This is a genomic window from Magnetococcales bacterium (genome assembly GCA_015231925.1).
Taxonomy (GTDB): Bacteria; Pseudomonadota; Magnetococcia; order Magnetococcales; family JADGAQ01; genus JADGAQ01.
Genome location: JADGAQ010000025.1, coordinates 18,356 through 31,708, shown reverse-complemented (window position 1 = coordinate 31,708; position 13,353 = coordinate 18,356). Strand labels below are relative to the sequence as shown.

12 protein-coding genes are annotated in these 13,353 nt (G+C 59.1%); 3 read left to right on the top strand and 9 right to left on the bottom strand.

Translation table 11 applies throughout. The features are described 5' to 3' along the window. Positions 1-427 precede the first annotated feature (427 nt). The 5 genes from groL to miaA form a co-directional block, all read right to left on the bottom strand. Positions 428-2,068: a chaperonin GroEL gene (gene groL, locus HQL56_05020; GenBank protein MBF0308871.1), complete on the bottom strand. Its 1,641-nt coding sequence runs from the start codon at positions 2,066-2,068 to the stop codon at positions 428-430. A 76-nt stretch (positions 2,069-2,144) separates the two neighbouring features. Further along, positions 2,145-2,438, bottom strand: a complete 294-nt coding sequence (groES, locus tag HQL56_05015) for a co-chaperone GroES (GenBank protein ID MBF0308870.1) — start codon at positions 2,436-2,438, stop codon at positions 2,145-2,147. A gap of 744 nt (positions 2,439-3,182) precedes the next feature. Next, entirely contained in the window at positions 3,183-4,487 is a 1,305-nt protein-coding gene (gene hflX / locus HQL56_05010; GenBank protein MBF0308869.1) for a GTPase HflX, read from the bottom strand. Positions 4,488-4,503: 16 nt separating this feature from the next. Next, positions 4,504-4,794 carry an RNA chaperone Hfq gene (gene hfq / locus HQL56_05005; GenBank protein MBF0308868.1) on the bottom strand — a complete coding sequence of 97 codons (291 nt, stop codon included), beginning with the start codon at positions 4,792-4,794 and terminating at the stop codon, positions 4,504-4,506. Positions 4,795-4,847: 53 nt separating this feature from the next. Beyond that, on the bottom strand, positions 4,848-5,804 hold the full coding sequence (miaA, locus tag HQL56_05000; GenBank protein MBF0308867.1) for a tRNA (adenosine(37)-N6)-dimethylallyltransferase MiaA: 957 nt from the start codon (positions 5,802-5,804) through the stop codon (positions 4,848-4,850). Here miaA and HQL56_04995 point away from each other — a divergent pair. From HQL56_04995 to HQL56_04985, 3 genes are all read left to right on the top strand, one after another. After that, positions 5,803-6,534, top strand: coding sequence for an SDR family NAD(P)-dependent oxidoreductase (locus HQL56_04995; GenBank protein MBF0308866.1), 732 nt, complete (start codon positions 5,803-5,805; stop codon positions 6,532-6,534). The genes miaA and HQL56_04995 overlap by 2 nt on opposite strands. A gap of 291 nt (positions 6,535-6,825) precedes the next feature. Next, positions 6,826-7,092: a type II toxin-antitoxin system ParD family antitoxin gene (locus tag HQL56_04990; GenBank protein ID MBF0308865.1), complete on the top strand. Its 267-nt coding sequence runs from the start codon at positions 6,826-6,828 to the stop codon at positions 7,090-7,092. Further along, a complete protein-coding gene (locus HQL56_04985) occupies positions 7,074-7,379 on the top strand; it encodes a type II toxin-antitoxin system RelE/ParE family toxin (GenBank protein MBF0308864.1) in 306 nt (101 codons plus the stop codon). Before HQL56_04990 ends, HQL56_04985 begins: the two co-directional genes overlap by 19 nt. Positions 7,380-7,813: 434 nt before the next feature. Here the strand turns inward: HQL56_04985 and HQL56_04980 are convergent, their stop codons facing one another. From HQL56_04980 to fliF, 4 genes are all read right to left on the bottom strand, one after another. Beyond that, the gene (locus tag HQL56_04980) at positions 7,814-9,145 is read right to left on the bottom strand and encodes a FliI/YscN family ATPase (GenBank protein ID MBF0308863.1); all 1,332 of its coding nucleotides are present in this window, start codon (positions 9,143-9,145) and stop codon (positions 7,814-7,816) included. A gap of 20 nt (positions 9,146-9,165) precedes the next feature. Further along, the gene (locus tag HQL56_04975; protein ID MBF0308862.1) at positions 9,166-10,434 is read right to left on the bottom strand and encodes a hypothetical protein; all 1,269 of its coding nucleotides are present in this window, start codon (positions 10,432-10,434) and stop codon (positions 9,166-9,168) included. Between the two features lie 18 nt (positions 10,435-10,452). Beyond that, complete coding sequence (gene fliG / locus HQL56_04970) at positions 10,453-11,532, bottom strand: flagellar motor switch protein FliG (GenBank protein ID MBF0308861.1); 1,080 nt, start codon at positions 11,530-11,532, stop codon at positions 10,453-10,455. A 97-nt stretch (positions 11,533-11,629) separates the two neighbouring features. Continuing rightward, entirely contained in the window at positions 11,630-13,270 is a 1,641-nt protein-coding gene (gene fliF, locus HQL56_04965; protein MBF0308860.1) for a flagellar M-ring protein FliF, read from the bottom strand. Positions 13,271-13,353 lie beyond the last annotated feature (83 nt).

The window sequence follows — 13,353 nt, the reverse complement described above, 5'->3', positions numbered from 1 at the left end:
CCCCCCCCGACGGGTCCAGGGCAGCGCCCTGGGACTTTTCCGTTTGCTGTTGACTTCCGACCCCATGGGGTCCAGGGGGCACCCCTGGGACTTTTCCTTTCGCCGTTGGCACGATCATGCTGCACCGTGCATGGGGCCTGAATAGTTACAAACGATCCAACTAAATGAAAATTCAAAGGATAGAACATTTCCTTTTTTGATACTTAAAAGATAAAATATTGAAAGTCAAAAAATTTAAAATATAACCCCGCTTGGCTGCGGGAGTTTTGCAACTCCCTCGTCAATACGGTCAAAGGCCGTGCTATGCAGGATCCTGAACAGCTACCCTCCCCCAGACTAACTCATGCCCCGTAAAAATGAAACACCCCCGATGACATCAATGGCCATCGGGGGTGTTTTGCCACTCAAAACCGATTGGGAACCGGCCTTACATATCCATGCCGCCCATACCGCCCATACCGCCACCCGCAGGAGCGGGAGCGTCCTTCTTGGGCAGTTCGGCCACCATGGCTTCGGTGGTGATCATCAGACCTGCCACGGAGGCGGCGGACTGCAGGGCATGCCGCACCACCTTGGTGGGATCGATGATGCCACGGGCCACCAGGTCGGCATACTCGTCCTTGGAGGCGTCGAAGCCGAAATTGGCGCTGTTGTTGGCCAGAATCTGGGCCACCACCACGGAGCCTTCGGCGCCGGCATTCTGGGCAATGATGCGCACCGGCTCTTCCAAAGCGCGACGCACGATCTTGATGCCCACACTCTGATCCTCGTTGACGCCTTTGACATCGCCAAGGGTGCGGGAAGCCCGCAACAGGGCCACGCCGCCACCGGGAACGATGCCTTCTTCCACGGCGGCCCGAGTGGCGTGCAGAGCGTCGTCCACCCGATCCTTGCGCTCTTTCACTTCCACTTCGGTGGCTCCACCCACCTTGATCACCGCAACACCGCCGGCCAGCTTGGCCAGGCGCTCCTGCAGCTTCTCGCGGTCGTAGTCGGAGGTGGTCTCTTCGATCTGAGCCCGGATCTGATTGACCCGCGCCTTGATATCCTCGCTCGCGCCATGGCCGCCCACGATGGTGGTCTCATCCTTGCTGATGATGACCGACTTGGCGGTGCCCAGCATGTCGATGGTGACGTTCTCCAGCTTGACGCCCACATCCTCGGAAGCCACGGTGCCGCCGGTCAGGATGGCGATGTCCTCCAGCATGGCCTTGCGGCGATCGCCGAAGCCGGGAGCCTTCACCGCCGCCACTTTCAGGCCGCCGCGCAGCTTGTTGACCACCAGGGTGGCCAAAGCCTCGCCTTCCACATCTTCGGCCACGATCATCAGGGGACGGCTGGACTGCAGCACGTTCTCCAGAACCGGCAGGATCTGCTGCAGGTTGGAAACCTTCTTCTCCACCAGGAGAATGAAGGGATCATCCAGGGAGCAGAGCATCTTGTCGGCGTTGGTCACGAAATAGGGCGACAGGTAGCCGCGATCGAACTGCATGCCTTCCACCACTTCCAGGGTGGTCTCCATGCCCTTGTTCTCTTCCACGGTGATGACGCCTTCTTTGCCAACCTTGTCCATGGCCTCGGCGATCATCTTGCCCACTTCGGTGTCGGCGTTGGAGGAGATGGTGCCCACCTGGGCGATCTCTTCCGAGCTGGTCACTTCCTTGGAGATCTTCTTCAACTGACCCACGACGTTGTCCACCGCCAGGTCGATGCCACGGCGCAGGTCCATGGGATTCATGCCCGCCGCAACGGCCTTGAGGCCTTCGCGAATGATGGCCTGGGCCAGAACCGTGGCGGTGGTGGTGCCGTCGCCCGCTTCGTCGGCGGTCTTGGAGGCCACTTCGCGCAGCATCTGGGCGCCCATGTTCTCGAACTTGTTCTCCAGCTCGATCTCCTTGGCCACCGTCACGCCGTCCTTGGTCACCCGGGGAGCGCCCCAGGACTTGTCCAGAACCACGTTGCGGCCCTTGGGACCGAGGGTTACCTTCACGGCGTTGGCCAGGATGTTGACACCATCCAGCATCTGGGCCCGCGCACTCTCACCGAATTTCACTTCCTTGGCTGCCATTGCTTTTTTCTCCGAGCGTATCTACCGGTTCAGAATTCGTTAGGGGATGCGGTTTGCCGGGCAAACCGTCTGCGGATTACTCCAGCACGCCCATGATATCGTTTTCGCGCAGGATCAACAGCTCCTGCCCGTCCACCTTCACTTCGGTACCGGCGTATTTGGCAAACAGCACCCGATCGCCCGCTTTGACATCCATGGGACGCAGTGAGCCGTTTTCCTGAAGGGCGCCCTTGCCGACGGCCAGCACTTCACCCTGAATCGGCTTTTCCTTGGCGGTGTCGGGAATGATGATGCCTGCAGCGGTACGCTCGTCCTGCTCCAACCGCTTTACGATGACCCGGTCATGCAGCGGACGAATCTTGGTCTTCATGCTCATGGTTCTATGTCCTCCACGTTGCTGAGATTCTCTCTTGAAGTACAAAGCGGTCGCCCCGGAAACCATTCGGGCGGACCGCAGGGGTTGCCTGTCGCGAGTGATCTGGAGTAAAGCCGTCCTGGCCTTGGGAATCCGGCATCGACATTGGCACTCTCCCGATGCGAGTGCCAATGTATGCATTCTTCCGGGAATGTCAAGTGGGGGAGGCACTATTTTTTGCAATGCGAGAGAGTTGCGCTCTCCCTTAACCAAGCCTCGACATGCTTTGTTTCATTTGACTTTCAATATTTGTATCTTTTAGGAATCAAAAAAGAAAATGTTCTGTTCTTCGACTTGAGGGTGTTTGTTGTAATTTATGGGATTTTTCATTAAAATTTCTAAACTAAATTCTATTTAGTGTCAATACTCGCAACTATTCAGACCCCTGCACGGTGCAACATGATCGTGTCAACGGCGAAAGGAAAAGTCCCAGGGGTGCCCCCTGGACCCCATGGGGTCGGACGTCAACAGCAAAAAGGAAAAGTCCCAGGGCGCTGCCCTGGACCCGCTGGGGGGGATAATCCCCCCCAGACCCCGTATTCCTGAACAGATACCAATGCTCATTGAAAATCAAAGCAATTGCAAAACTGCGAAGCAATGGTTCATAATGATTTAAAGTCAAAGTCAAAGAATAGAACATTTTCTTTTTTTATATTTGAAAGATAAATATTGAAAGTCAAGAAAACAATATATAAGTTTTCAACCCCCTCGTGCCGCATTCCCGCTCTTCAGGAATGGGGTCAAACGGGAAAACAGCCTGCCCGCCGCCGCTTCGGGCAGAGAGACGGTCAGAGAGAGCGTCTCCTCCCCCTCCCGCTGCTCCAGAACCCGCCCACAACGAAACAGGGTGGCCAGCAACTCACCTTCCGTCACCGGCAACTCCAGATGAAAACGTCGCCAACTGCGGGAGAGCCGCTCTTCCAACACCTCCAGCATCCGGGGCAATCCCTCCCCGGTGCGGGCCGAAATCACCAGCGGCGCTTCACCTTCCCGTTCTCCGAGCAGCGTGCCGCAACTCTCCGCCGACAACCGGTCCACCTTGTTGTAAACCACCAGCATCGGCTTGCCGGAGACCTGCAACTCCTCCAGAACCGCATCCACCGCCTCCATCTGCTCCCGGAATTCGCCATCGGAGAGGTCGACGACATGCAACAGCATATCCGCCTCCCGCACCTCCTCCAGCGTGGCCCGGAAAGCCGCTACCAGGGAATGGGGCAGTTCGCGAATGAAACCGACGGTATCGGAAAGAATGACATGACTGCCCCCCGGCAGGCGCAGGCCCCGCATGGTGGGATCCAGGGTGGCGAACAGACGGTCCTGAGCCAGAACCTCGGCTCCGGTCAGGCGATTGAACAAGGTCGATTTGCCGGCGTTGGTGTAGCCCACCAGCGCCACCGTGGCGAACGGCACCTCCTGCCGCTCCTGACGATGCAGACCCCGGGTGCGCTTGACCTGCTCCAGCGCCGTCTCCAACTGGCGAATGCGCTCCCGGATCAGGCGGCGGTCCACCTCCAACTGGGTCTCCCCGGGGCCGCCCCGCAACCCCACGCCGCCCCGCTGTCGCTCCAGATGGGTCCAGGATCGCACCAGACGGGATTGCTGGTAGAGCAGCAGCGCCAGCTCCACCTGCAGGCGTCCCTCCCGGGTTCGGGCCCGGGCGGCGAAAATCTCCAGAATCAACCCGGTGCGGTCCACCACCTTGACCTTCAGCGCCCGTTCCAGATTGCGCTGCTGTACCGGACTCAAGCCCGTATTGAAGACCAGAACGTCGATCCCCTCCGCTTCCATCTGCTCCCGCAGGGAGGCCACCGTGCCTTGTCCCAGATAGGTGCCGGGATGGACCCGGGAAACCGGGCTGATCCGCGAAGAGACCACCTCCAGCCCGGTGCCCGACGCCAGATGCATCAGTTCGTCCAGCAGACCTTCGGCCCTCTCCCGGGACAATCGCCTCTCCTGCGGTTGCAGCAGAAAGGCCCTCTCGGGTTGCGGTTTCGTATCGTGCATACTCTCCGGATGTCCCTTATACCGCCCGCGACGTTCCCGGGGCGCTTCCACCCGGCGAAGGGGGCATATCCCCACGCAACTCTTCTCCGGTATGGACCATACGCGAAGGCATCACCGTGGATACCGCATGCTTGAAAACCAGCTGCGTTACGCTGTTTTTCAGCATAAGACAATAATTATCAAACGAGGTGATCACCCCCTGCAATTTGATGCCGTTGACCAGAAAAACCGTTACCGGTACCTTTTCCCGTCGCAAGGCATTCAGGAACGGATCCTGAACATTGTGATTCGCTGGTTGAATAGCCATGTTGATCCCCCTAACCTGCCAGTGTTCAGTTCAATAAAACGTTTTCAATCTGTCTATTCAACCATATCTTGAAGAAAATGGTTGATTCGGGAAATACTGGAATCCAGGGCCTGTTCCCCCCCCACGATCCGGAACAGGTTGGCCTGACCTCGCAACCAGGTCCATTGGCGTTTGGCGTAGTGTCGGGAAGCCTTTTTGGCCTCCTCGACACATTCCGTCAAGGATCTCGTCCCATCCAGATACCCGAATAACTGACGATACCCTACTGCCTTCATGGCAGGCAACTCCCGATGATAACCAAGACGCAACAAGCTGGCCGCCTCTTCCAGCAGACCTTGCTCCATCATCCCCTCGAAACGGTGGTTGATGCGTTGATAAAGCGCCTGCCGCTCGCAGTCGAGGGCCAGTTTCAGCACTCTTCGACCAGGGGACTGTTGTTGGGCCTGCCACCAGGCCAGAGGGTGGCCGGTGGTGAGACGCACCGCCAGGGCCCGCAGAATGCGCTGCCCGTCCGCCGGGGTCAGTCGGGCCGCCCCTTCGGGGTCGCACTGCGCCAATCGGGCGTGCAGGACGGGCCAGCCGAGCCTCTCCCCGTCGTGGCGCAGGTTTTCCAGGATGGCTTGATCCATGGGCGGTGTCGGGGCCAACCCCTCTTCCACCACCCGCAGATAGAGTCCGGTGCCCCCGACGAAGAGCGGGATGCGCCCTCGGGACTGACAATCCCGGATACATTTTTCCGCCGCCTGTTGATATCGTCCGGCGGAGAAGGGATCATCGGGGGTCACCACATCCAAAAGATGGTGGGGAACCTGTTGCCGGGTGTGGGCATCGGGTTTGGCGGTGCCGATATCCATGCCGATATAGAGTTGCATGGCGTCGGCATTGATGATTTCCAGGGGAAATTCCCGGGCCAGCGCCAGAGCCAACGCGGTTTTGCCGCTGGCGGTGGGACCGGTCAGAAAGATCAATCCGTCCGTTGGCGGATTCTGCTGAGAAAGGAAGGCATTCATGCTGCTGGAAAATCGCATTGCGTTGGTGACGGGAGCCGGTGCCGGCATCGGTCGGGCCGTGGCGCGGGCCTATGCCCGTGAAGGCGCCACCGTGCTATTGCTGGGGCGCACCCAAGCCAAGCTGGAAGAGACTTATGATCTCATCATTTCCGCCGGTGGGAGGGCCTCCCTGTTACCCCTCGACCTGGAAAACGATTTGGGCAGAGTGCCGGAAGCGGCGTTGGAAATCAACCATCGCTTCGGCAGACTGGATATTCTGGTCAACAATGCCGCCGTGCTGGGCACCATGGGGCCGCTCACCGCCACCGATCCGATGCAGTGGGAGCAGCTTTTCCGCGTCAATCTGACGGCGCCCTGGTTTTTGACCTGTGTCTTGCTGCCTCTTTTGCGCTTGAGTCCGAACGCTTCGGTGATCAACGTGGTATCGGGAGTGGCTTTCAAGGGTATGGCTTATTGGGGGCCTTACGGTGCTTCCAAGGCTGCGCTGGTCAACATCACCGAAAGTTTTTCCCAGGAACTGGAAAACACGGCGGTGCGCTTCAATACCGTCAATCCCGGCGTGGTGGCCACCCGCATGCGGGCGTTTGCCTTTCCCGGCGAGGATCCGGCCACACTGCCCACGGCGGATGAGATCACCCCGGTTTTCCTCTATCTGGCGTCGGATCAGTCCAGGGAGGTGCGCGGGCAACATCTGCAAGCCGGGGAATGGCGGGATTGGCGGGCGATGTGACTTTTAATATTTTGTCTTTTAAAGGAGTAAAAAAAGAAAATGTTCTGTCCTTTGACTTTATCAGGTGTCCTTCATGAATCTTTATCATGAATCGTCCAGAAGGATTTCGCCATCGACTCACACGTCAACCGGGACAATCGTGGCTTGGTCGAATGCACGGAGAACGAACAGACACCGCTGGTCTGCCGTTACCGCGCAACACGTTGCGATTCAGGCTGTTTTGCTCGAAAATTTCCCAGTGTGACTCCCGTTTGCACGATTGATCAACTCCGACTCCTGAGGAATGGCGGCATGCAAAAGCACAAGATGACCCGCATCACCGTGGGATCCCACTTCGAAGGGTTCATCAACCAGCAAATCGCCCAGGGTCGTTTTGACACGGCGAGCGAAGCCGTCCGGGCGGGATTGCAGCTCTTGGAAGAACGGGAGACCAGTCTGTCCGCTTTGCGATTGGCCCTTCGGGAGGGAGAAGAGAGTGGCACGACGGACTATTCGTTGCAGCGGTTGATCGAAGAACTCGACTCCGAAAGTGTCAACGGATGCCAACCTTTATCCTGACACACAAAGCCTTGGAGGATTTGAAAGGAATCGGACGTTATACCGGTGGCCGATGGGGACAAGAGCAGCGTAACCGTTACCTGGGGATGCTGGACAGGTGTTTTCACGATTTGTCCGCCAATCCACTCCGAGGCAATGAATGCCATTTGGTCCGCTCCGGCTATCGGAAATATCATGCAGGCAGGCATGTTATTTATTATCAGATTGTTGCGCAGGAGGATATCAAGATCGTTCGTATTCTGCACGCCAGCATGGTGCCAGAACACAATCTACACAATGTCATATAGAACAATAAGTTTATTGTTTCTCTCTTAATATTGTGCATTTACTGATTGAAAGGTCTCTGATAAAACACATAGCTAATTTATCTCCTTTTTGTAGAAACAATTGAAAAATAATACCTTGCTGGCCCTCAAAGTTAGTAATTCCTTTTACTTCGAAACCATCCCTAACTAATTCAGAAAACGGCTTAGAGTTTTGTATTTCATATTCTCTTATTTCGTTCTTACAGCCAAAATTTAATAAGGAAATAATCGAGATCATAAACATAATTTTTTCTGTAGCCATACTTCTCTTTAAAATGCGCAATTTTCCACCTCTTAACAATAATAAACATCCATTTCAAAACTAGGCAACTCATTTTAATAATAAAGGAAAAGTCAAAGGACAGAACATTTCCTTTTTTTGATTTCTAAAAGATAAATATTGAAAGTCAACGGATTCACCCCGCCGCCAGCACCTTCTTGAGCTGGGCAACCCCCTCCTCCAGGGTGGACTTCTCCCGCACCGCCTGACGCAAAAAGGCCCGCACCGGCTCGATCAGCTTGATGGCCCGGTCAATGCGCGGGTTGGAACCGGCAACATAAGCCCCGATGTTGATCATGTCTTCCGCTTTGTTGTAAACGGAAAGAACCTCCCGCACCTGACTGGCCAGACGCTTCTGATCCGGCGTGGCCAATTCGTCCATCAGACGGGAAACCGATCCCAAAATGTCGATGGGCGGATAGTGATCGATGGCCGCCAGATCCCGGGAGAGCATGATGTGCCCGTCCAGAATACCCCGGACCGCGTCAACGATGGGATCCTGCAAATCATCGCCTTCCATCAACACCGTATACAACCCGGTGATGCTGCCCTCCCCCCGATCCCGCCCCGCCCGCTCCAGCAACTTGGGCAGCAACATGAAGGTCGACGGCGGATAACCACGGCTGGTGGGCGGTTCACCCCGCGCCAGGCCCACCTCCCGCTGCGCCATGGCGAAACGGGTGATCGAGTCCATCATCAACAGCACATGACGCTCCCGGGCGCGGAAATACTCCGCAATCGCCGTGGCCAGAAACGCGGCGCGCAAACGCAACAGCGGCGGCTGATCCGACGTGGCCACCACCACCACGGAACGGGCCATGCCCTCCTCGCCCAACACCTCCTCCAGAAACTCCTTGACCTCACGACCCCGCTCGCCGATCAGCCCGATGACATTGACATCGGCCTTGGTGTACCGGGCCATCATGCCCAGCAACGTGCTTTTGCCCACGCCGGAGCCGGCGAAAATGCCCAAACGCTGCCCCTGCCCCACGGTGAGCATGGTATTGACCGAACGCACCCCCAGATCGAGAGGGGTGTCGATGCGCCGCCGCAACATGGGGTTGATCGGCTCGGCGTACAACGGCCCCTGCTCCCGCACCTGCGGCGGAGCCAGATCGTCCAGCGGCTCCCCCAGCGGACCGATCACCCGGCCCAACAGCCCCTCCCCCACCAGAACCATCTCCTGACGACCCTGGGAGAGGATCAAACTGCCGGGATGAATACCCTTCAAGGTGCCCAGCGGCATCAGCAAAACCGCGTCGTTGCGAAAACCCACCACCTCCGCCAGAATCGGCTCGCCGTAATCCGGAACCACCTGACACATCTCGCCGATGGCCACCGGAGGACCGGAACTCTCGATCAACAGCCCCACCACCTGCTTGACCTTGCCCAGCAGACGATACTCCCGGCTGTTGCGCCCCGCCTCCAGATACCCCTTCCAGGGAATGGACCACGATTCCGCTGTCACCACCTCTTGCGCCAGGGCACTCACGACGGCTCCTCCTCTTCCAGCGGGGGCCACCGGCCTTCATCCGCGGCTTCCACGGCCCAGTCCCCCAACTCCGCGTCCAATCCGCTCAGCGTGGCCATGAAATCATCCAGCCCCGCCTCCCCTTCGACCGGCGCTGCCATCTCCTCCACCGCCTCCGCCCCCTGCTCCATCGCTTCCGCGATCTCCTCCCCGGCAAAAGCCTCGGGCGCGTCGGAGAACATCGACTCTTCCTGCAACACCGACTCTTCCTGCGGCGCGGTCAGCCAATCCTCCGCCATCGCCTCGTCTTCGACGGGCCCGTCCGCTGCGGAGAGGTCGCCACCCAGCTCCTCCAGATCCTCCAGTGCCGCTTCGGATTCCAGCAAGGTCTCCATGCTGACCGGAACATCCACCGCCGAAGCCGCCACATCCCCCTCCAGCGGAAAGGACGCCTCCCCGGCAAGCGGCTGCGCAGCCTCCGCCACGGCGGAGGGCGGCCTCTCCTCTTCCAACGGCGGCAGATCTTCCCAATCCAGCCCCCCCGTCCAGGCCTGAGCCGGAGGATCGCCCGCCTCGTCCAACCGCTCCAGACGCTCCCGCAGATAGCTGCGCAAACCGTCGCTCACCGTCTGCAGCTGCAGATCCAGCCGGTCTTCGACACCCCCGAAATCACTCTCCAGACGCACCGATCCCGGAGGAACGTTGTTGGCCCGCTCGATGCGCAGCGTGGCGAACTCCGGCAGTCCCGCCAACAGATCCACATCCTCCGGAGCCACCCGGATCACGATGCGGTTGGCCTCGTCCACCTGTTTGAGCAGACGACGCACCCGGGCCTGCAACCCCTGGCGATTCACCGACAGTTCGTGGCCCAACAGCTCCTGAACCAGGGTGATGAGGGTCTCCACCAGAAAACGTTCCGCCGAAACCATCACCCGGCCCGGCAGCTTCTCCAACTCTCGCAGGATGCTCTCCATGCGGGGCAGCACGGCGTCCATCCGCTGGCGCATGAGCTGTTCGCCCATCTCCATACCGGCTTTTTCCGCTGCGGCGAAGACCCGGAGATAAGTCTCCCGTTCCAGCTTTTCCATGCGGCGCTGGCGGATCTCCTCTTCGGGAATGTCCGGTATCTCCGGCTCCGGCTCGGGAACGGGACGGGAGCCGTCGGAACGAAGCGGCACGAAGCCGGGACGCTCGAACTGCTGACGCCCCAGAATCTCGGCGTAGCTGACCCGTCGATGCTCCCGACTCCCTCCCCGGATGATCTGGGCCTGCCCGTAATCGGCCATCTTCGCCTCCTGCCTGGTTTACAGCACCACGTCCCCGGAACCCTTGCCCATGATGACGATGGTGCCGTCCGCTTCCAGACGCCGGGCCACCTTCAGAATCGACTGCTGCGCCGACTCCACGTCCGACACCTTCACCGGTCCCATCATCTCCAGATCCTCGCGCAACATCTGCGCGGCGCGCTCCGACATGTTGCCGAAGAACTTCTCCTTCAGACGGTCTTCCGCACCCTTGAGGGCCGTCAGCAGCTCGTCGTTGGAAACCTCGCGCAACAGCGTCTGGAAGCTGCGATCGTCCATGAGCAGGAGATCCTCGAAAAGGAACATCTCCTTGCGAACCTCTTCCGCCAGCGAGTTGTCCTCTTCGTCCAGGAAGGCCAACAGCTTGTCGGAAATGTCGCGGCTCATCTGGTTGAGCAGTTCGGCAACCTTCTTCACGCCGCCGCCCGCCTGAGAGGTGTAAAGACCACGTGTCGCGCCCAAGGCATCCAACTCCGCCAGCAACGATTCCTCGATATCTTCCAGCGCACCGGGCGGCAGATTGCCCAGCTTGGCCATGCGATAGATCACCTCCTGCTGCACGTCGGGCGGCAGAAAGTCGAGGGTGAAGGCCGCCTGGTCCGTCGCCAGTTGCGACAGCACCATGGCAATGCTCTGGGGATGCTCGTTGGCCAGGAAGTTGGCCACCAGCGTGGGTTCCATCTCGTTGAGAATCTCCCACGGGGTGTTCTTGGGGCCCTGTTGAAGCTCCTTGAGGAGATGGCGACCCTTGTCCTTGCCCATGACCTTGAAGATCAGGTCCTTGACCCGACCCAAACCGCCGTGGACTTCCAGGTTCTGGTTCTCGAAACGGGAGAGGAACTCCTCCCGCACTTCCCGAACCACTTCCGGCGTCATTTGACCCATGCGGGCGATGGTGCGGGAGATCTCCCGAATCTCCTCCTCGCTCATGCCCTCCATCAATTTCTTGGCATCTTCGTCCGGAAGAGAGAGGATGAAGGTCGCCGCCTTCTCCTTGCCCGACAAACGCACGATGGCGCGAGGGGGTTGCTTGCCGCGGGCTTCCCCGCCATCCGCCGCTCTGGCTGCCGCTGCTGCCATACCGATACCTCCCTGTAATGAATGACTTATCCCTGTATGGTGAGGGGGTTCGCATCCTCCGATGCGAACCCCGCGAAGACGACCCTCAACCCCTGCTCTAGTTGTCCTGCATCATCCAGCCGCGAATGACCTCTCTCGCCTCTTCCAGATGTTCGGAAATGAGCTGCTGGGCCAACTGGGCGGTACGATCCGGAATCAGCACCCGCAGCGGCTTCTCGGAAGGCACGGAGCCCACGCCCGCCGCCAGGAGCTGCCGTTCCAACTCGGCCACGGTGCCCGGCAACTGATCTTCGTCCAGCTTCTCGGGAACCATGAGCTTCTTGACCAGGGGCCGCAGCACATAGAGAATCACCAGGGTCAGGAGAATCAGCACCGTCAGATACTTGGCCATCTCCAACTGGAATTCCGGCGTCAACCAGGTGGTCTCCATCGCTTCCGGCGAACGGATCGGATCAAAGGCCGTGTTGGTCACCTGAATGGTGTCGCCACGATCCTGCCGGAAACCGACCGCCTGTTCGATGATGCGTTGCAAACGGGTGATCTCCTCCGGCTCGCGGGCCTTGTAGATCATCGGTTTGCCCTCTTCCTTGGACGGCTCGTAGGTGCCGTCGACCAGCACCGCCACCGACAGCCGCCGAATGGTGCCCACCGGGAGCAGGGTGCGGTTCACCGTCTTGGAGATTTCGTAGTTCACCGTCTCCCGTTCGGCCAGACGATTCTGGGAAGAACCCGACGAACCGTTGCCGCTGTTGGCATTGGCATCGTTGGGTTGCACCCCCGGCACGCCGCCCACGCCAAAGACGCCGTTCGAGTTCTCGTTGACGAACTGTTCGCTGCGCGCCACCTGTCCTTCGGGATCGAACTTCTCCTCCTGCCGCTCCACCCGGGAGAGGTCGAGGTCCGCCGTCACCCGGATGATGCTGCGATCCGGTCCCAACACGCGATCCAGCATGGTCTGCACCCGTTCTTCCAGGGTACGTTCCACCTTTTTCTGCATGCCCAGGCCCTCGTCCGGAGCCAGTCGTCCACCGGCGTCCTCCTTCTTGCCACCCGCCAGCATGTTGCCCTTCTGGTCCGTGAGGGTGATGTTGCTTTCGTCCAGACCCTCCACCGCCGAGGCGATCAGATGCACGATGCCGTTGATCTGCGGCTGGCTCAAGGCCTGTTTCACGTCCATGACCACCGAGGCGGAAGCCTTCTGCTCCTCGTTGACGAACAGGGAGCGTTTCGGCAGCACCAGGTGAACCCGTGCCTTCTGCACTGCGGCGATATTCTCGATGGTGCGGGCCAACTCCCCTTGCAAGGCGCGCTGATAGTTCATGCGCTGCATGAAGTCGGTCATGCCCACCAGATTGTGTTGATCGAAGATCTCGAAGCCGATGCCCGTCACCTTCTTGGGCAGGCCCATGGTGGCCATCTCCAGGCGAAGGTTGTAGACCCGGTCTCCGGGAACCTTGATGGTGCCCCCGCCGGCTGTCAGCTCATGGGGAATGTTCTTCTTGGTCAGCTCCTCCACCACCCGGGCGGCCTCCTCTTCCGGAAGACCGGAAAAGAGGACTTTGTAAGCCGGGCGGGTAGCCAGCCAGATAATCGCCGCCAAGGCGATGATCGTCGCCCCCAGGGCCACGATCAATCCGTTGCGCCCTGCCAAAACCGGCAATCCGCCCATGATTTTGGCAAAAACGCCCTCGTCCTCCGAGGAGATGTCGTCAAAGTCCTTTTTAGTCGCTTCGGCCATGGCCTTACTCCATAAGGCGGCTCAATGCCGCAATCCAACCCAACATTTCCGAATTCATCCCGCTCGGGACATCCCTGACCCAA